11 protein-coding genes are annotated in these 19,853 nt (G+C 57.5%); 1 reads left to right on the forward strand and 10 read right to left on the reverse strand.

From position 1 onward, the window contains the following. Positions 1–86: 86 nt before the first annotated feature. Both RY075_RS22015 and pdeH read right to left on the reverse strand, forming a co-directional pair. Complete coding sequence (locus tag RY075_RS22015) at positions 87–2,129, reverse strand: AsmA family protein (RefSeq protein WP_017693812.1); 2,043 nt, start codon at positions 2,127–2,129, stop codon at positions 87–89. 65 nt (positions 2,130–2,194) lie between these two features. After that, positions 2,195–2,968, reverse strand: a complete 774-nt coding sequence (pdeH, locus tag RY075_RS22020; protein ID WP_023323857.1) for a cyclic-guanylate-specific phosphodiesterase — start codon at positions 2,966–2,968, stop codon at positions 2,195–2,197. Between the two features lie 230 nt (positions 2,969–3,198). Here pdeH and RY075_RS22025 point away from each other — a divergent pair, with 230 nt between their 5' ends. Next, complete coding sequence (locus RY075_RS22025; protein ID WP_003861191.1) at positions 3,199–4,128, forward strand: sugar kinase; 930 nt, start codon at positions 3,199–3,201, stop codon at positions 4,126–4,128. Positions 4,129–4,189: 61 nt separating this feature from the next. Here RY075_RS22025 and RY075_RS22030 read toward each other — a convergent pair whose 3' ends face one another. From RY075_RS22030 to bcsQ, 8 genes are all read right to left on the reverse strand, one after another. Then, positions 4,190–5,680, reverse strand: coding sequence for a pitrilysin family protein (locus tag RY075_RS22030; protein ID WP_045344214.1), 1,491 nt, complete (start codon positions 5,678–5,680; stop codon positions 4,190–4,192). Between the two features lie 222 nt (positions 5,681–5,902). Continuing rightward, positions 5,903–7,189, reverse strand: a complete 1,287-nt coding sequence (gene dctA, locus RY075_RS22035) for a C4-dicarboxylate transporter DctC (protein ID WP_170851361.1) — start codon at positions 7,187–7,189, stop codon at positions 5,903–5,905. A gap of 159 nt (positions 7,190–7,348) precedes the next feature. Beyond that, positions 7,349–9,355, reverse strand: coding sequence for a biofilm formation regulator HmsP (gene hmsP / locus RY075_RS22040; RefSeq protein ID WP_338627962.1), 2,007 nt, complete (start codon positions 9,353–9,355; stop codon positions 7,349–7,351). A gap of 120 nt (positions 9,356–9,475) precedes the next feature. After that, positions 9,476–12,958 (reverse strand): cellulose synthase complex outer membrane protein BcsC, encoded by a 3,483-nt coding sequence (bcsC, locus tag RY075_RS22045; RefSeq protein WP_183274313.1) that lies wholly within the window; start codon positions 12,956–12,958, stop codon positions 9,476–9,478. Continuing rightward, on the reverse strand, positions 12,940–14,046 hold the full coding sequence (gene bcsZ / locus RY075_RS22050) for a cellulose synthase complex periplasmic endoglucanase BcsZ (RefSeq protein ID WP_338627963.1): 1,107 nt from the start codon (positions 14,044–14,046) through the stop codon (positions 12,940–12,942). The genes bcsC and bcsZ overlap by 19 nt, the downstream gene beginning before the upstream one ends. Before the next feature lie 6 nt (positions 14,047–14,052). Then, positions 14,053–16,476, reverse strand: coding sequence for a cellulose biosynthesis cyclic di-GMP-binding regulatory protein BcsB (gene bcsB, locus RY075_RS22055; RefSeq protein ID WP_057979983.1), 2,424 nt, complete (start codon positions 16,474–16,476; stop codon positions 14,053–14,055). Between the two features lie 10 nt (positions 16,477–16,486). Then, positions 16,487–19,102, reverse strand: coding sequence for a UDP-forming cellulose synthase catalytic subunit (gene bcsA, locus RY075_RS22060; RefSeq protein WP_045347434.1), 2,616 nt, complete (start codon positions 19,100–19,102; stop codon positions 16,487–16,489). Further along, positions 19,099–19,851: a cellulose biosynthesis protein BcsQ gene (gene bcsQ, locus RY075_RS22065; RefSeq protein WP_003861177.1), complete on the reverse strand. Its 753-nt coding sequence runs from the start codon at positions 19,849–19,851 to the stop codon at positions 19,099–19,101. Before bcsQ ends, bcsA begins: the two co-directional genes overlap by 4 nt. Positions 19,852–19,853 lie beyond the last annotated feature (2 nt).

A 19,853-nucleotide genomic window follows, 5' to 3' on the forward strand; every position in this document is an offset into this window, starting at 1 on the left:
CCCTCTCCCTCAAGGGAGAGGGGGCCGTCTGTGCAGGCATTATTTTGTGGGGATCCCTCACCCCACAGGGAGAGGGAGAAACGGGACTACTTCTTCATCTGCGACAAAATCGTCCGACATTGATTCGCTTCGCCTTCTGACGGCGAAATCAACGCCAGCAGCGCCGCCGCAGGGGTCACCAGCGTAGCGAGCGCGGCGGCGACCGCACCACGCGCAATCAGCGGCCCGGCCTTCACGCCCGCCTGCGGATCTTTGAAGGTTCCGCGAACGTACAGCGGCGAGCGCAGGGTGATGATACGAATGCCTTTACTTTCCGGATCGATGGTTAAATCGAGCTGCTCGGACGCCATGCTGGCGGTACCGGTGACGTTGATAACCGCGTTTTCCGTGTCGAAGGCGAAGATCTGCGGACGCGCCACGCCGTTGACCAGATCCAGATTTGCCGCCGCGCAGTTAACGCGTACTTCGTCGTCACCGAAGATTTGCCCGATGATAAAGTTCCCGACGTTCAGCCCCAGGATCTCCATCAGGTTACGGCTCACCAGCCCGTCGTTCATCAGCAGTTTCAGGTTGCCGTTTCCGCTGCCCAGCAGCGCCGCTACGGAGTTACCCGTGCCGCGAATATCCGCGTCGCCGTTCATCTCACCGAGGGTTTTCTGCATCAGTTCCACGTCCGGCATCAGCTCTTTCAGCTTCAGCCGACGCGCCTGGATCTCCGCCCTTCCCTGCATCGGCTTTTTATCCCCCTCCAGGTGGATATTCGATGAAATGGTTCCCCCGGCCATGCCAAACTTCAGCGGTTGCAGGCGCAGGTCGGCGTTTTTCAGGATGATATGGGTCGAGAGGTTGCTCAGCGGCAGCGTGCTGCCATGCTCGATTTTACGTCCTTTGAAGCGCACATCCGCATCCATCACGTCCCATTTGTCGGTTTCGAAACGGTCATAGGGCAGCACTTTACCCGCAGGCTGAACGTCCTTTTTAACCTCTTTAGACTTCGTGCCTTTGCCCGAATCTACGCCAATCAGCGGACCAAGATCGGCCAGACGCAGCTGGCGGGATTCAACGTCCCCCTCCAGTTTCGGGCGCGGTTTACCGGTGGTGTAGGTCAGCGTGCCGTGGATATCGCTGTCGCCGATGCGGCCGTTGAATCCACGGTAGTCAAAGACGGACGATTTTTCGGTGTTGATTTTGGCAACCAGGTGCCCGTCCGTTTCAAACGGCGGAGTATCCGGCAGCAGTACGCCGGTGAGATCGTACAGTTCCCCCAGCGAATCACCGGCAAACTTAAGCTGGAGGTCGACGCCGCCCATGTTCATCGGGTCGTTAACCGTGCCCACGAACGCCACGCGGGTATTGCCCGAGCGGAAATCCGCCTGCACCGGGAACGGCGTGCCCTCGCTCCTGAGCGCCAGCATGCCGCCGATTTTGCCTTTACCGGTGAGCGGCTGGCCGTTGTAGCGCCCTTTCGCCGTCAGGCCAAAGACGTAATCGCCCGCTTTGCTGTCATCGCCTTTGGCTTTGCTGCCCGTGACTTCGCTAAACGGCAGCGGCTTGCCCAGCGGATCGACGAGGATCTCCACGTCAGCCTTACTCACTTTATCGTCAATGGCGATCCGCCCCCGATCGAACAGAATATTGTCGAGGCGGAAAGACCACGAAGAGGGCTGCGCATTCTGATCTTTATCGCCGCTGCTGGCGAGATCGAACGTCCAGTTGTTGTTTTTCTCTGACAGGCGAATCAGCCGCGCGTCGGGCTGCTGGAGTTTGATCCACGGCAGATACACCGTTTTGGTTAACAGGGCTAACGGCGCCAGCGTGGCTTCCACTCGCGGCAGGTGGATCATGGTTACTTCGGGGATGTCGGGCGGGTTACCGAGAATAATATCGTCGGCATGAACGTGCGGCCAGGGCACCCAGCTCCGCCAGCCAGTTTCCTCTTTCTGGCGCTCCCACACGACGCCCAAATCGCCACGTATTGCGAAGGGGCGGTTCAGCTCGGTTGAGACTTTCTGGTTGATGGTCGGTTTGAGGCGGTTCCAGTCAAACGTGGCGATAATGATGATTAAGACCACGATCAGCAACAAGAAAATCCCTGCTGTCCAGGAAATCACCCTGGTTGTTTTTGTCATTGTTGTCCCCTTTCCTGATGAACTTGCCTCTAAAACTATAGTTCAGACAAAGGGAAGCGGGCAGATCAGAGGCTGGTTATCACCTTTTCCAGGGTATCCATGGGGACAGGACGAGAGAGGAAATAACCCTGTGCCGCCGCTGCCGGGGAATTTTGCACGTCGCGCCACTCCTCCAGCGTTTCTACGCCTTCCACAATGACACCCTGGCAATAGCGGTTCATCAGTTGCAGGAGCATCGTAAACAGGTTCCGTCCCTCCGGCGTCTGGCGCAGCATGATAAACAGATCGCGGGCCACTTTGATGTAGTCATAACGCACTTCGCTCAGGGCGGAGAAATTGGCCATACCGGTACCGAAATCATCCAGCCACAGCGGGCCAAACTCACACATCGAGGCAAACGAGGAGTCCTGCGGCAGCTGAACATGTTCCACCAGCTCGAAGCGCATCCACGGCAAGGTAGCAATCAGCGCCTGCAACGTCGCATTCTGACGTAACGCCATCAGGGTGGGGCCATCCACGTTCACCGACGCCAGAATACCGTGCTGCTTGAAGAACGCCTGCTTCGTCGCCAGCATTCTCAGCTGCTCTTCCAGCACGTCGATACGCTGACGCACGGCAACCTCCGCAAAATAGCGGTCCGGTGCAATACGCTGTGAAGGATTCGATGGATGAGTGACGACCGTTAACACCTCAATCGCCATTAACCGACCGTCGGTACGGTAGATGGGCTGATAAGTGTACGCTCGCTCACATTGCAGCCAGTAGCGATGCTCCTGCAAGTTCTCAATACTTGCCTCAGGCGTAGTGCTCAGCCGCTGGATAACCTGCTCTGACTTCATTTCGGATGTCCTGTTGTATGGGATAGCCTTTCTGGACTCGTCACTGAGTTATCGGCCCGCCAGGTGAGAACTTTATGTTCAATTCACCGGGAAAATGAAATTAAGATGACAGAAATATGCCGGAATACGCGCTGGCTCAAAAAAAATAATGGAACGTCGTTTTAATATAGTTGACCATAAAAAACACACAGCGCACACTACCCTTAATTACTTTGTTCAGGTTCACGACTATGTCTAAAAAAATTGCCGTGATTGGCGAATGCATGATTGAGCTGTCCCAGAAAGGCGCGGAAGTCAGCCGCGGTTTTGGTGGCGATACATTGAACACCTCCGTTTACATTGCCCGTCAGGTCTCCCCCGACGCGCTGAGCGTGAGCTACGTTACCGCGCTGGGAACGGACAGCTTCAGCCAGCAGATGCTGGAAGCCTGGCAGGGTGAAAACGTTGGGACCTCGCTGATCCAGCGAATGGAAAACCGCCTGCCGGGTTTGTACTACATCGAAACCGACAGCACCGGCGAGCGCACCTTCTATTACTGGCGTAATGAAGCGGCCGCCAAATTCTGGCTGGAAAGCGAGGCCGCCGCTGCCATTTGCGAAGAACTGGCGACCTTCGATTATCTCTACCTGAGCGGGATCAGCCTGGCGATCCTGAGCCAGGAGAGCCGTGAAAAGCTGCTGTCACTGCTGCGCGAATGCCGTGCCAATGGCGGTAAGGTGATTTTCGATAACAACTACCGTCCACGTTTGTGGGCCAGCCGCGAAGAGACGCAGCAGGTCTACCAGCAGATGCTCGAATGCACCGATATCGCCTTCCTGACGCTGGATGATGAAGATGCTCTGTGGGGCGAAAAACCGGTTGATGAGGTCATCGCCCGGACGCAGGCTGCCGGGGTCAGCGAAGTGGTGATCAAGCGCGGGGCGGAGTCTTGCCTGGTGGCGGTTGCAGGTGAAGCCGTGACAGAGGTCCCGGCGGTGAAGCTGGCGAAAGAGAAAGTGATCGATACCACTGCGGCGGGAGATTCTTTCAGCGCGGGGTATCTGGCGGTACGTCTGACGGGAGGTACGCCGGAAGCGGCGGCGCAGCGCGGTCATTTAACGGCCAGCACGGTGATTCAGTATCGCGGAGCGATTATTCCGCGCGAGGCGATGCCTGCTTAAGGACTGGGCGGGCTGATGCCCTCACCCTAACCCTCTCCCACAGGGAGAGGGGACGCAGGGCTTACTGGCCCTGCGGAATATCGCTCGCATCCTGATGTAAATCATCGGCTGCCGTTTGCGCTGGCTGCGGCGCCGTCGCCATGATGGCGTTCCAGGTGGCCTTCAACTCTTTCATGTCATATTCCGGCTCACCTTTCGGCTGTAACAGAATCAACGCCATATCCTGCGACAACTGCTGGCGCAGATCCTGATTCAGCATCTCCACGGTCAGACCGTTCAGGAAGTCCTGACGCAGTTTCTGATACTGTTCCGGCGCGATATCCACCACCTGATTCTGCAAGGAGCGAATGCGCTGGCTGATTAAGATATCGGTATCGGCGCGGGCATAGGTGGCGAACAGTTTCTGCAATTCAAGGGATTTCTGCGCCACCAGCGCATTAAACTCCTCTTCAGACAGGCCCTCTTTACGCACTTTAGCCAGCTCTTTCGCCACCACGCCGAGATTGGCATTGAGCTTATCGCCCGGCGATTCCACGTTAATGGCGCACTGGGCGCGCTGGAACAGCACACGGCAGTCAAAGCCCAGGCCAATATCTCTCACGTTGTTCTTGCTGAGCGTCTGCTGAACGTGCCAGAACAGCGCTTCACGCGCGAGATCCGCACGCCAGTAACGCAGCAGCGCAGAAGACTCGCGGATCGGCTGCCAGGCCGTATCCCACATCATTGAAAGACGATCCTGACGCACGGTATCCGTCATGATGCTGACCGTCTCAGGACGCAGCGGGGACAAGGTAGGAACAGGGGCAGGCGTTTCACGCTTCCCTTTCAGATCGCCAAAGGCTTTGTTGATCTGCTCTATCACCGCACGGCTGTCCACGTTGCCCACTACAATGAGGGTCATGGCATCCGGGGTGTACCACTGCTGGTAGAAAGATTTCACCTGCTCTGCATCCACCGGCTGTTTCAGCGGTTCTGCCGGGTCGTGGCCAAGCAGCGTGGACCCTTTCAGGCGGTAGCGCCACCAGCCTTCTTTGGTATCCGTCGGCCAGGTCGCCACCATGTCGCTGTTGCTCAACGCATAGTTTACGGTCTCAGGCGTAATCGCCAGTTTGCCGGTGGCATCGGATAGATAGGTAAGCGCTTCTTTAAGCAGATCGTTACGGTTGTTGGGCAGGCTCAGGTTAAACATGGTGTAGTCATAGGAGACCACAGCCGGGGGCAGCGGGCGTTTCGGATCGATGGCCTGTTGCCATAAAGAACGCACCTGAACCGCCTGCAAACTGCCGCTCTGGGTGAGCGCCAGTCGAGGAATAAAGTGGCTTAAGCCGGTCTGCTGGGTGCTTTCAGTGAGGGAGCCGGTATTCACAGAAAGACGGATTTCAATGCGATCGCTCGGACGTTGCGGAGTGGATAATACCTGCCACTGGAAACCGTTCGCCAGTGTTCCCTGTTGCCAGGCCGGGTCTGGCTGGAGCGCATCTGCCTGCACATAACTGGCTGCTGCCATCATCAGCAAACCGCCGGTTAAGAGTCGAATTTTTGTGCCCTGCATGTGAACCCCTGATCAACATTCCTGGTTAAAGAGAGTGTCTCGCGACGTGAGCACTCAAAGATGACGATGAAAACCTTCCGATTAGACAGCGTGTTCAGCTAAACGTCACGGGCGGAAGTGAAATATACCCAAAAAAAATCTTGTCGAATTATGACAGGTATGAACGGTTATTATGCGCAGGTGCCCGCATCCCCACAAGGGAATACGGGCATTTATGAGGGATTAAGAGGATAAACCGGGGGTTTTGTCCTCAGATGTGCGGTTATTCAGCGTATCGTTAAGCTTCTTGTGATCCAGCTCTTTCACCCACTTCGCCACCACAATCGTCGCCACGCCATTGCCGACCAGGTTGGTTAACGCACGGGCTTCAGACATAAAGCGGTCAATACCGAGGATCAGGGCCAGGCCCGCCACCGGCAGATGGCCCACCGCCGAAATGGTGGCCGCCAGCACGATAAATCCGCTGCCCGTTACGCCCGCCGCCCCTTTTGAAGAGAGCAGAAGCACCACCAGCAGCGTAATCTGATGGACGATATCCATGTGGCTGTTAGTGGCCTGGGCAATAAAGACCGCCGCCATCGTCAGGTATATCGAGGTGCCATCCAGGTTAAAAGAGTAGCCCGTAGGAATAACCAGCCCCACCACTGACTTACGGCAGCCCAGCTTTTCCATTTTATCGAGCATACGCGGCAGCGCGGACTCCGAAGAGGATGTGCCGAGGACAATCAGCAGCTCTTCACGAATGTAACGGATAAATTTGAAGATGCTGAAGCCGGTCGCACGGGCGATGGAGCCGAGCACCACCACCACAAACAGAATACAGGTGATGTAGAAGCAGACGATCAGCTGGCCCAGCTGTACCAGCGTGCCGACGCCGTATTTCCCGATGGTGAAGGCCATCGCGCCAAAGGCGCCAATCGGGGCCAGACGCATAATCATGTTGATGATGCCGAAGATAACCTGCGAGAAGCTTTCAATGACGTTAAAAATCAGCTGGCCTTTGCTGCCAAGACGGTGCAGGGCAAAGCCAAACAGCACGGCAAACAGCAGTACCTGGAGGATATTTCCGCTGGCGAACGCGCCAATCACGCTGCTCGGGATCACGTCCAGCAGGAAGGCAACAATCCCCTGATCTTTCGCCTGTTCAGCGTAAACCGCCACCGCTTTCGCATCCAGCGTGGCCGGGTCAACGTTCATGCCCGCGCCAGGCTGTACCACGTTGACAATAATCAGGCCGATAATCAGCGCGATGGTACTGACAATCTCGAAGTACAGCAGGGCAACCGCCCCCGTACGCCCGACCGCCTTCATGCTTTCCATGCCAGCGATACCGGTCACCACGGTACAGAAAATGACCGGCGCGATGATCATTTTGATGAGCTTAACGAACGCGTCGCCAAGCGGTTTCATCTGCGCGCCCAGCTCCGGGTAGTAGTGACCGAGCAGAATACCGATGGCGATGGCTGTCAGGACCTGGAAGTAAAGACTTTTGAAGAGTGAGGTTTTCATAGGGTGTCCCTGGAAAGAAAAACTACAGGCTTTGTAAGGTTATGGTTAACCTGCGGCTTTAAAATAACACCCACATAACAGGACAGAAATAAACGGGGTTCAAATTTGAAACACAAATGTTAAGAACTTTGAGCTGGCTCGCACAAGCCAGCAACAAAATTACACTTTTGCGTTATTGCCAGCGTCGGCGAGATAGCGTTGCTCAAAGATATCCGTCGGTACGGCGCGATCAAACAGGAAGCCCTGTCCGCTCTCTACGCCCGCCGCAGCCAGCCACTCACGCTGGGCGTCGGTTTCAATACCCTCGGCAATGACGTGCAGATTCAGGCTGTGCGCCATCTGAATAATGGCCTGCACCAGGCTGCAATCTTCCGGCAGCCCTTCCACAAAGGTTTTGTCGATTTTCAGGACGTCCACCGGCAACGTTTTCATGTGCTGGAGCTGACGCAGGCCGGAATACCCCATACCGAAATCGTCCAGCGCAATGCGGATCCCGGCATTACGCAGCGGTTTCAGGATGGCGACAGCGTCGTCAGGATTATCGATCCAACGGCTCTCGGTGACTTCCAGGATCAACGTGTGGGGCTGGATGCGGTAGCGATGGATCAACTCAAGCATCTCCGGCACCATGGTCGGGTGCATCAGCTGTAGCGCAGAGAGATTCACCGACAGCGGCAGCGTGATGCCCCGTTGTTGCCAGGCCGCAAGCTGGCGGCAAGACTCTTCCAGCACCCAGTAGCCGACGGTGACCATCAGGCCGCAGGACTCGATACGTTCGATCATCCCTTCAGGCAGCTCCCACGTGCCGTCCGGCTGTTGCATACGCAGCAACGCTTCGGCGCTGGTCACTTCACCCGTGCGCAAATTGACCTGGGGCTGTAACCAGAGCGCAAACTGGCGATTGTCCATCGCCGTCAGAATGTCGCTCTCTTCCGTCAGGCGCTGCTGGGCTTTTTCCATCTGCTCCGGATCAAAGAACTGGATCTGGTTTTTCCCTTTCCGCCGCGCGGTGAACGCGGCCGAGAAAGCCCGACGATAAAGCTGCTCGGCGGTCAGCCCCCCGTAGTACATCGCAATACCGATGCTGGCGCTCGGGCGAAGCTGGATACCCTGAATGGGCAGCCGCTCATTAATGACAGTGAGTACTTGCTGACCTAGCGTAATGGCGTGCCACGGCTCTTTAACACCGTGCGCGATCACCACCAGGTCATAGCCGCTGACCTGGGTGAGCACCATGCGCGGCGCCAGAACGGATTTCACCTTTTCCACCAGCGTCAGTAACAGCATTTCGCGCTGGCTCTCTTTCAGCACGCCCGCCGTGTCCTGCAAGGTTTCGCAGGCAATCACCATCAGCGCGGTGGTCTGCTGGCGGGCGACGGTCTGCTCCAGCAAGGCCATTAAAAACGCTTTGTTTGGCAGATCAGATACCGGAAAACGGGTGGCGTTGCTACTGAGCTCTTCCTGCTGACACAGGAGACGCTGCTGGTTGATATTGTAACTGCGGACCAGCATGCCAATTTCATCATCGTGATGCAGGCGCGGCAACGGAAGCTGATGCCCCATGTGCTCCTGTGGAGAGAGGTCGTTCAGCTCCCGGGCTATGCGGCGCAACGGATGCACAATTAACCGGTTGATACACCACGTCAGCGCCACGCTCAGCATTAATGTCAAAAGTAAGTAAGTGGTCACTAATGTAGCAACCCAACTCATGACGAATTTATACATGCGGTACGAGTCGGCCTGTAGCACCAGGTAGGCCAACGGTTGCGGGTTAGCCGGTCTTTCCAGGGAATAGAGAGGCAGGGAAATTTGCACCGGCAGTTCAAACAGGCGCATCACCATCATCGGGACGGAACGCTCCGGGATAAAGCTCATCCGCAGCGCCTGGAACTGGTTCGGCAGTACAACATCCGCGCGGCTCACGATACCAGCGGGCTGAATGCGCTTCAGGATGGATTCCGCCTCGGGGATATCCCCTTTCAGGATCGAGGCTGACAGGGGTTCCCGCACCGAGCGGGCAATACTTTCCAGTTGCGAAGCCGTGTTGTAGCGATTCTGCTGTACGGAGTGAAACAGCAAAATGACGCAGAAGATGAAGACAAACAGCATTGTGACGGCAGACACCATCGCCATCTGTTTGATCGTTAAGGAACGGCTGACACGCAAAATGACTCTCCACAAAACTCGAAGCGCAGGGCGCACCAGGGTGTAAACCTGGTGCGTCCGAGTATACCCGATAGCTGCACTTTTAAGAGAGACTTACAATTAGATTAAGTAAAAATCCGATCACCAGTCTGCATAAGGCACCAGCGGTTCCGGTGGTAAGTCCATATCACCCTGCCAGCCCGCGGCAGAATACCGAACGTAGAGCAGCGCATGGCTCGGGGTATAGTCTTTTGCTTCCTGAATATCGACGCCCAGACCGACAAACCAGTTGGACGTCACGCGGCGTTCAACAATCGCCCTTGCGGTATAACCCGTGCCTGACGAGCTACTTCCGGTTTCCATCACACCTTTATCGGTATAACGGCCTGGCTCATTGTCCGGGATCAGCCCCTGTAACGGATAACGCATCACATCTTTTGTTTTTGAATGAGACCAGGAGACGGAGCCGCCCAGCTCCCATGACCAGTTCTCTGTGCGTTTACGCCAGTTCACCGGTAAGGCGAACGACACATACTCCTGGGGACTGTAGTAACCGCCCTGGCCCAGCGAATAGCCACTTAAATCCTTATCGTAATGCCAGAGCATGTTGGACACGCCCACCGTCAGGCGTTCGTTGTTCTGATTGATGAGCTTGTAGTAATAGCCGGTCATCCAGCGGACGCGCCAGTTATCTTCGACATTCTTCCCGGTGAGGCTGTCGGCACTCAGGCTTGACCAGATACCGTTAGCTTCGCCTTTGTCGTAGCTCATGCTCACGCCGCCACCGGTGGCACGCACGCCGCCCCAGGTGGTGTCGGTATTGGGATCTTTTTGCCCGGCGAAGGCCAGCACCGAGCTGGAAATCGGACGGCGATGGGCGTTCAGGGTGTAGCCAATCGGCCCTAAATCGTTGCTGTAGCTCAGGCTGCCCACCACATCGACCACGTCGAAGCCCATCGGCGTTGTACCGATATCCCACGCCCAGGTTTTGTTCTGCCAGCCGACGGCCACGCTGGCGCCGTTGGCCGACTGGTTCGTGCTGCCGTGACATGGCGTTTCGGCACAGGTACCCCATGTCGGATCGTAAGTTCCGTTATCGGTGTCAAAGGAACCGGCGTTCATATTGACCAGATCGCTACGGAAGAACATACGTCCATCCGACAGCGGCGCATCAACCTGGAGCATGGTGGTGTGCGCTTTCAGGTCGGAATAGCCTCCCGTGCCGCTGGAGCCCCAGTAGTCGTGTTGCAGCGTGACGTTCAGATCCTGCTGACGATAAAGATCGCCTGCATCGCTGCGCACGCCGCGCTTCAGCCAGTCATCTTTCTCATCGTTACGCGTGAGTCGCGTAAAGCTGTCGTTATCGGTGGGACGGGTCGTTGTGATGCCCGATGAGACCATCGCATCTTTCCAGGTGTCCAGCGCCTGCTGAGGCTGACCATTTTGTGCCTGGAAACGGGCGGCATCGCGCATCACCAGCGCACTTTCCATCGAAGGCGGCTGCGATTTGGCCTGCGGAAGAATGGCGTTGAAGGTCTTTTCTGCCGCGGCAGGATCACCCAGTCCGGCCTGCGCCATGGCAAGCCGGCGCTGCATATTGATGGAGAGCGGTTCGCCGTTCTGTGCCGCGGGCAGTTTCGCCAGCGCCGCGCGCGCCGCCTCCTTGTTGCCCTGAGCAAGATAGACCTCGGTCAGGCCGAGGATCGCGTCTTCGTTCTGCGGTTCGCGTTGCAGAATGGTGTTGTAGGCGGTTTTCGCGGCCTCATGATCGCCCCGCTGTTCAGCCCAGTCCGCCAGCGTCAGGTCGATACGGGTGGACGGAGGCTGCTGGCGAAGCAACGTTTCCGCCTCCTGCTCTTTTCCACTGTCGCGCAGGCGGTTGGCGGTTTCCAGCACCTGGTTACTTTGCAGGCGGTCCGCCAGCGCCTGAATGTTACCGTTCCACTTGTCGCGCGGCAGCGTGTTCAGATGCGCCAGCGCCGCCCGGTCCTGATCGTTACCGGACAGGTACAGCCCGCTGGCGTAAACCTGATCCGGATCGCCCGGTTTCTGACTTGCCAGCTGACGCATCAGGTTATCCGCCTGGCTGCGCTGACCCGCGCTATACAGATCGCGTGACAGTCGGTAGGTGATCCACACGTCGCCCGGGGAAAGCGCAAGGCGTCGGCGCTGAATTTCTGCGGCCTGCGCATATTTCCCCTCGCTTTCCAGCTGTTCAGCCTGGGCTGACAGCTGCTCGTTCGTCAGGCTACGTTCAATATCATCAATGCTGCGGCGCTGGCTGGCAGAGAGCGACTGAATAAACTGCGTCGCCTTCTCCGGAGACTGCGCGCGATAAATATTGGCGAGACCGCGCACCGCGTTGCTGTTGCCGCTGTCCATCCGCAACGCCTGGCGGTAATAGCGCTCGGCCGCGTCGTTATCTTTGCGCGCCGCCGCCGCATCACCGAGCCCCAGAACCGCGTAGCTGTCAGTATTGTCGATATTGCGCGCCTGCTGGTAATAGCGTTCGGCCTGGGTCGTATTATTGGCTTTCAGGGCGTTATCCCCCTGCTGGATCAGCAGCCAGTATCGGTTGACCTTCAGCAGGCTGTCCCATTTGCCCCGGTTATCGCTCTGCGGATCGAGGGCGATCGCCTTTTCAAACTGCGCAACCGCGCGCGCGCGATCGCCTTTTTGAGAATAGGCCTGCCCCAGCGCGCCTACAGCTTCACTGTCAGCGTGGTTGGCGCTGACTGCTTTTTGCAACTCCGTTACCGCTTTACTGCCCTGCCCGGCATCCACTGCGGCTAACCCTTCGGCTTTGGCGCGGAACGCCGGATCGGCGAGCTGTTTTTGCTGTGCTTCAAGCTGGGTGCGCGCCGCCGTCACGTTATCGCCATCGCTGAATACGCTCAGGTATTGTTGCAGCGCGGTGACGCTGGCGCTGCTGACCGGCTGATCTTTGATCTGCTGGTACCACATGTCCGACGCCTGACTGCGGCCATTATTCGATTTGGCCATCTCCTGCAACACCGCGAACCCTTCATCACGCCGTCCGCTCTGGAACAGAAGCTGTGCCAGCGAGGACTGTAGCGGGACGTTGCCCGGACTGCTGGCGTTTATTTTCTTAAGCTGATTAATGGCCAGGTTGCGGCGGGCTGGCTCTTTCGCCACCACGTTCCAGTACTCCGTCGCGATGTCGCCGCTGGGCGGCTTACCGTCAAACAGTTTGTCATACGCAGCAATGGCTTCCTGCGTGTGCCCGGTGGTGGCAAGCAGGCGAGCCTGCTGGAGGGCCTGGCGACCATCCGGCGTGGAGAGCAGCATGGTAGTACGGGAGGACTGGTAGGCACTGGAATCGGGTGCCATTCCTTTCAGGCGATCCAGCTCTTTTTGCGCGCCCGCCGTATCGCCCTGTCGTAACAGGTAGCGGAAGCGCGCGGCAATCACGTCCGGGTTGTTGGGATCGATCAGCTCAAGGCGATAGAGCGACTGGCGCACTAAATCCTCACGCTGGGTGGATTCCCCCAGACGGACCTGTTCCAGCAGCTGTCTCTGCTGCGGGGAGTTGGCGGCCTGGGCCAGGGGCATTAGCGCCAGGCCAAGCGATAAGGTGAGTAGATTCAGTGTGAACGTGCGCATTCCTGGCCCCAATCCGGTAGTAATTCACCTTGCACGGTGAAACGAAAACGATGCTGATCCCACCCTTGTCCAAAGAGGGTCAGAACGTAGCTGTAATAAGCATTGTTATCGGGAAAACGATCGGCGACGTGCTGGCGTTGCACCGCCTGCGCGTCCCGGTTTTGTAAAAACGGAAGGAGAGAGGCAGAAAACCCTACCGGCCCATCTCCGGTGCGTTTCCCGGTTGCTACATCCACTTTCTCCGGCGGCAAGCCTTGTTTGATTGTGGTGGTCGCCATGGGCTTGAAACGCGCCAGTAGCCGGGCTTTCTGCGGATCGTTATCGTTCATCATCCCTACCCACAGATAGACGCGAATCGCATCGTAGCTGCCGATCAGGGATGCATCCTGCGACAGCTGCCAGCCGCCCTTTTTTTGGTATTTCACCCAGTTCGGGGAAAATCCTTTAGGCGCGGTCTCCAGCAGCAGACGCAGGTTAGTTTCACGGAGCGTCGTCCACGGCGCGCCAAAACGGGTGAAATAGCTCGCAAGCTGCGGCGGCAGGTAGCTGGGGTTGAAGCGCCAGACACTCTCTTCGGCAAAACCGACTTTACCCGGCAGCAGCATAGAACCCAGCCCCGGCACCTTCACCACTTCCTCACTGGCAATGCGCGTCAACAGCGCCTTACCCGTGCGCGTGTAATCGGGATTTTTCCACAGCCGCCCGGCTTCCAGCAGCGACCAGGCAATCCAGATATCGGCATCAGACGCGGAGTTAGGGTCGATAACCGCCCAGGTTTCGTCGTCCTTTTTTCCCCACAGCCAGGCCGGGAGATGTTGGGCTAAATCTCCCTCGGCAAGGTTATCGCGCGTCCATGCCAGCAGCAGATCGAACGCCTTGCGATCGTTTGCCGCGAGGGCAAAGAACAGCCCGTAGCTTTGCCCTTCGGAGGTGGTGATTTTGCGCGCGTCACTGGGATCAATGACCCGCCCACTTTCGCTCATATAATCCTGCTTGAACGTCTCCCAGGCAGGCCAGCGACAGGCAGCGTTAAGATTCGCCGCCGCCAGCATCAACGCTGCGACTACACACCCGCGAAAGATTTTCATCACCGCTTACTCATGGTCCGGGTTAAGACGACGACGGCTGATGATTCGCAGCAGACGCCACAGTACCCACGCCAGCAATACGACGCTGAGCGCAGCCAGCACGGCCAGCAGCACCGGGTGGTTAGACAGGGCATACCACAGGCGTTCGAACCACGGCAGATGACCGACGTAGTAGACATCCCCCACGCGCAGGCTGTTTACCCCCGACTCACGGATCACCGAGACGGAACCGAACATTGCTGCCCGTTTACCGCTGTCGTTCATGGCCGTGTTGAGCAGCTCATAGCCGCGTGGGCTGTCCGCCAGCAGGGCGATAACGCTGCGCTGGTCGTTATACGGCGACTGGAAGCCGACAATCGCGGCCATCGGACCCGTTGAACTTACGGTCGTCCTGATATTGGCCTGACGATCGCCGCTGTCCGGCATGATGCTCGGGAACTCGGTCTGACGCAGCGGCGTGTTGACCCATGACTGAGCCGCCTGCACCAGCAGATCGACGCGCTTCTCGTCTTTCAGCTTGTCCGGAATGTTGCCGATGACCATGATATCGGCATCTTTGTTCTGGATCTGACTACCGTCATCCGTCACCGTCACGTTGATAGCCGGCAAGCCGGTTTGCGCCCCAACGGTGCCCATGGTGTCCAGCAGCGTGGCAACCTGACCTTCGTTGGCCGCTTTTGGCATCACGACAATCGATTCAGAGAGATCAGCCATGCGGCTGAACGGGAAGCTGGCGTTAGCAAAGGCACGCAGATCCGGCATCGCGATAAAGTGGTAATACTTCGAGAAGTCGATCGTGGAATCATCGCCAATCACCACGTGGTTTTGCACCGGCTGGAAGGTAATACAGTTTTCCACCGATCCACCCGGCATGGGGTTCATATACTGGAAGTTAAACCGCAGCTGGTTCACCGCACCGAGCTTCAGCGCCGGGATCGACACATCGGTTTTGCCGTCCAGCAGCCCCTGCAATACAGGCAGACGAAGCATCAACCGGTTTGTCTCCTGGCTGCTGGTCAGGCTGAACGATTGCAGGAACTGGTTGTTGAGGCTGATATCCATGCGCGAGCTGTCTTTGGTTGCCGGCGCGGTGTAACGGTAGTTCAGGTTGATATCAATGCCGTTGGTGCGCAGCAGATAGAGATCCGGCGGCAGGTTCAGCGACAGGCTGACAGGAGAAGGTTCAAGCCCGGTTGACTGCAATTGCTCTTCATAGGTTTTCAGCTCGCCAAAGGTGATTGCCCGGTCGGTACGTACCCAGTTCGGCGCATCATAAGGCTTACGCGCCAGCAGCGGTTTCACCTCATCCACCACAACGCTGTTACCGCGGAACAGGATATTTCCCTGCGCAATGCCCTTCGCCGCCTGCACCAGATCTTTGTCATCACGGCCGAAGATCACCAGCAGCTTCACGTACGGATTGTCCGGATGGCTGATCATCTCGATGGTGGGCGCTTTCACCTCCGGATGGTCACGCAGGAAAGCCGGACGTTTGGCGTTGGTGGCAAACACGATCGCGTTTTTGTCCGGCATTTTGTCGTACATGACCGGGAAACTTTGACCACGCCAGCCGGAGCGGGAACCAAACCAGGATGCCACGATAGAGGCCGCCAGCTGTTCGGTCACATCAGGAGAGCCGGCAAAGACCATCGGCAGGTTCAGCGGACGGTTATCACGCGGGTCGAAGAACGGCACCGGGAAGGCGGAGAGATCGTTTTTCAACGCCAGCGGCTGATAGGTCATCTGAAGCGAAGAGTTACGCCCGACATCCAGCCACAGGGTGCTGCTGGCCGGGTTTTCACAGACATCGCGGTAGTGGCCGACAAACTCCAGACGCACGCGGTTAAAGTCGGTGATAAACAGCGGATTAATCGGCACCTGAGCCAGGGTTTTCTTACCCAGTTGCTCTTTGGTGACGGGCAGGACGTCCATCAGCTCGTCATTCAGATAGACCTTAAGCTGGGACTGCACCGGCAGCAACGACGGCGATGGGGTGTATTCCAGGTTGAGCATCGCTTTTGACACAACTTCATCGCTGCGCATACCGAATTCGATACCGCCATTTGGGTTGATGCCGCGCAGAACCATGCTGCCCGGAGGAGGCGCGATCTGAGCAAACGTCAGCTTAACGTCACGCGACGGCGTATTTTCGGCAACCACCGGCGCACTGGCTCCCGGCACGCCAGGCATGACCTGCCCAACCACCGGGTTGTCGCCGGGCAGCGTATTCCCCGTCGTCGGCTGATTCGGGACAACGTTCTCCGTCTGCCCCGGCGCGGCCGTCACAACCGGATCGGTCGCTTGCGCGACGACAGGCACCGTTGGCGCGGGCGTGGTCGCTGCGTTATCAGGCGCCGCGTTAGCCACTGTTGCAGGGAGCGCACTCATCCCCATTGCCACTGCACATAACCAGGAAAGTTTTGTTTTCATCGCGTTATCATCATTGTTGAGCCATAACCGGGTCCGCCTGCTTCGCTTCATCTCGCTCAGGTCGACGCGGAATGAACGACACGACCCAGGAAACCAATGAAGTAAGTGACCGGAAAATTAATTTCACCGACGACGGGGCAAATTCTGCAAGGTGACGATAGCCACGGAACCCCAGCTTAAGAATATCCAGCAGGCTTTCCAGAGGCTTATCCTCAGGGAAGCTGTCCTGCCAGAGAGCCCACGTATCCGCGCGGGCAAACGTACACTGCACAAAATCAATGTGTTGTTTTTTGGTCAGCGGCATCAGTTGCAGACCCACTTCATTTCCTCTCACACGCACCACCTGCGTCGGGAAGACATACTCCTGCTGGCCGCGCTTAAGCAGTAGGTTGACCTTCTGCCCCTCCAGCACCTTCGCCTGACCGTTGATCTTGATACCCAGACCGCCATCCGAAAAGTCATGTACGGTACAGGAGAAGAGATGTCCATCGTCGCGGGCAATGGCCGCTGGCATGCTGATTTCGACGCGATGCGCGCGGCGAACCTGCTTGCTCTCCACCGATACCGCCACCGCGCCACCGAGGATAATCAGGTTATAAAACACCCACGCCATACTCACGAAGACCGTCAGAATTTCGTTTTCCGGGCCGTAGAAGTAGCGCCAGATCCCAACAATCACGCCCACAATATTCAGCAGCACCAGGAAGATATAGGGCCGGGAGATCACCCAGTCGACATACTCCTCTTCCACCAGCCCGCCCTTCGCGGTGACGTTGAATTTCCCTTTATGCGGGTTAATCAGCGCCACCATGGTTGGCGGCGCGATGTACCAGGCCAGCACCGTTTCGTAAATTTCACTCCAGAAGGAGTGCCGATATTTCCCCTGAATCTTCGAGTTCGTCAGGCTGGCGTGGATCATGTGCGGCAGAACGAACAGGGCAATCATCAGCGCAGGCGCATAGATGATGTAAGCGTGAAGGAGCAGGAACGCCAGCGGCGCTGTGAGAAAGATAAGCCGTGGAATACCCGACAGGAAGTGGAACATGGCGTTGACGTAGCACAGCCGTTGCGCCAGCTTCAGCCCTTTACCCATCAGCGGGTTATCGAGCCTGAAAATTTGCACCATGCCGCGGGCCCAGCGAATACGCTGGCCGATGTGCGCCGACAGGGATTCCGTGGCCAACCCCGCCGCCTGAGGAATACGCATGTAGGCCGAGGTATAGCCAAGACGGTGCAGACGCAGCGAGGTGTGCGCATCTTCCGTGACCGTCTCGACGGCGATCCCGCCAATTTCATCCAGCGGTTTCCGGCGGATCACCGCACAGGAGCCGCAGAAGAACGTGGCGTCCCACATGTCGTTCCCGTCCTGCACCAGGCCATAGAACAGCGTGCCCTCGTTCGGGGTTTTACGAAAACGACCGAGGTTACGTTCAAACGGGTCCGGTGAGAAGAAGTGGTGCGGCGTCTGCATCATCGCAAGCTCTTTCTCCTTCAGGAACCAGCCCATGGTCATTTGCAGGAACGAGCGCGTTGGCACGTGGTCGCAGTCGAAAATAGAGACGAACTCCCCTTTGGCATATTTCAGCGCATTGTTGATGTTACCGGCTTTCGCGTGTTCATGCGTGGTACGGGCGATGTACTCTACCCCCACTTCGTCCGCGAACTGGCGGAACTCGGCGCGGCCACCGTCATCGAGGATCCAGATTTTGATTTTATCCTTCGGCCAGTCGATACCCAGCGCGGCGTAAATGGTGTTTTTTACCACCGACAGGTCTTCGTTGTAGGTCGGCACGAAGAGGTCCACCGTAGGCCACTGGGTCGTGTCTTTTGGCAGCGGCACCGGCTGTCGATTCAGCGGCCAGATAACCTGGAAGTAACCCAGCACCAGCACGATCCAGGCGTAAGTCTCAGCAAACAGCAGGACTAAGCCGCACACCAGGCTGACCGGATCGTCCCAGTTCAGCGTTGAGGTATATCGCCACCAGATGTAGCGGCAGGAAACGGTCAGCGATAGCACAATCAGCATCAGGGCAGAAAAACGCCCTGGTATGCGCCGCACCAGCAGCGCCACGCCCCACAGCAGGATCAGGAAGGTGAACTGCGCCAGCGGGTTGAAAGGCTGGGTAATACAGACCAGCGCAAGAATCAGCGAGAACACCACAACCACGCCGAGAATAAAACGCCGCAAGCCCGGGTGTAGGTGCCCGAGCTCTTTTTGGTTATCTAAATGACCCGTTTTGTCGCCCACCCGGTCGGGTAGCCGGTCAAGCCACTGGTGGTAGTGTTCACGCAGGTTCTGCACACGATCGAAGCTGCGCCAGCGGGACGTTTTTTTCTCCGCGCCCGTTGAGGTCGCCAGTAGCCAGATGGACTGAATAGCGTAGCGCGCGGGATCCAGCGGACGCGGCTTGTCAGGGTTGATATGCGGATAGAGTTCACCGTGGCGCGCGCGAATGCGTTGCCAGCGGGGATGCTCGAGGGGGATGAACATCCACGCCAGAATCATCCACAAACAGCCCAGCGCTGCGCTCAGCGACGAGGCGCCGTGATAACGGTAATGGCGGTAGCGTTCACTTAAGCGCGAACTGACCGGCGGAATGAGCAGCCAGTTAGTCAGGCGGCTCATACTGAACTCCCGGCAGGCTCCGGCCGTTTAGCAAAGTGCAGCAGACACCAGTTGGCCAGCGTCAGGATCTCTTCCGCCGCCAGTGAATCGCTACGGTACTCCCCGAGGGGTTGTTTGGACGCGAGGCACTCCGCCATCGCTTCGTCACGATGGATCACCATCGGCAACAGGCGGCGCTGACTCTGGAGCCAGACCTGGTAGAGATCGTCCTGGATCTGGCTGCCAATGCGCAGATCGTTGATCAGAATATGGGCATTGGCAGGCATCGGCTGCTGATGCAGACGGATATGACAATTCGCATCTACGTTCGCGATGGAGAGCACATGGTCGCACTGCGCCAGCAGCTGGCGGGTCAGCGACGCGGCACCGTGCGGCAGGTCCAGCAGGATCCACTGGTAGTGCCCGCTCTCTTTCAGGCTCTGCAATGCGGTGATGAAGCGAGAGAACAGGCGCTGGTACGCGGCTTCATTCCCGCGCTCGGTTTCGGTCAATTGACCAAAGGGAAGCAAATCGAGCTGGGAGGTATAACGCAAACCCGCATCCCGCCAGTCTTTATCGTCCAGAAGCGCACGTCCCCAGCCGTTTGCATGCGTAAAGTCGACATTGAATGACATGCGCAGCAAATTATCGGAACAGGCATCAATGACCAGTACCGATTCACCTAATACCTGCAATGACCACGCCAGCGCCGCGGTAACGGAAGTTGTACCCACCCCACCACGGACGCCCTGTAATCCTAGTACAGCCATCA

This window comes from Enterobacter sp. JJBC (assembly GCF_036936505.1).
In the GTDB taxonomy this organism is placed as follows: domain Bacteria; phylum Pseudomonadota; class Gammaproteobacteria; order Enterobacterales; family Enterobacteriaceae; genus Enterobacter; species Enterobacter hormaechei_C.

Excerpts from the sequence above, each read along its gene's own strand:
- dctA (WP_170851361.1), bottom strand. The coding sequence starts at position 7,189 with ATGAAAACCTCACTCTTCAAAAGTCTTTACTTCCAGGTCCTGACAGCC.
- bcsZ (WP_338627963.1), bottom strand. The coding sequence starts at position 14,046 with ATGAAAATCTTTCGCGGGTGTGTAGTCGCAGCGTTGATGCTGGCGGCG.
- bcsC (WP_183274313.1), bottom strand. The coding sequence starts at position 12,958 with ATGCGCACGTTCACACTGAATCTACTCACCTTATCGCTTGGCCTGGCG.
- bcsA (WP_045347434.1), bottom strand. The coding sequence starts at position 19,102 with ATGAGCCGCCTGACTAACTGGCTGCTCATTCCGCCGGTCAGTTCGCGC.
- RY075_RS22025 (WP_003861191.1), top strand. The coding sequence starts at position 3,199 with ATGTCTAAAAAAATTGCCGTGATTGGCGAATGCATGATTGAGCTGTCC.
- RY075_RS22030 (WP_045344214.1), bottom strand. The coding sequence starts at position 5,680 with ATGCAGGGCACAAAAATTCGACTCTTAACCGGCGGTTTGCTGATGATG.
- bcsQ (WP_003861177.1), bottom strand. The coding sequence starts at position 19,851 with ATGGCTGTACTAGGATTACAGGGCGTCCGTGGTGGGGTGGGTACAACT.
- bcsB (WP_057979983.1), bottom strand. The coding sequence starts at position 16,476 with ATGAAAACAAAACTTTCCTGGTTATGTGCAGTGGCAATGGGGATGAGT.
- pdeH (WP_023323857.1), bottom strand. The coding sequence starts at position 2,968 with ATGAAGTCAGAGCAGGTTATCCAGCGGCTGAGCACTACGCCTGAGGCA.
- RY075_RS22015 (WP_017693812.1), bottom strand. The coding sequence starts at position 2,129 with ATGACAAAAACAACCAGGGTGATTTCCTGGACAGCAGGGATTTTCTTG.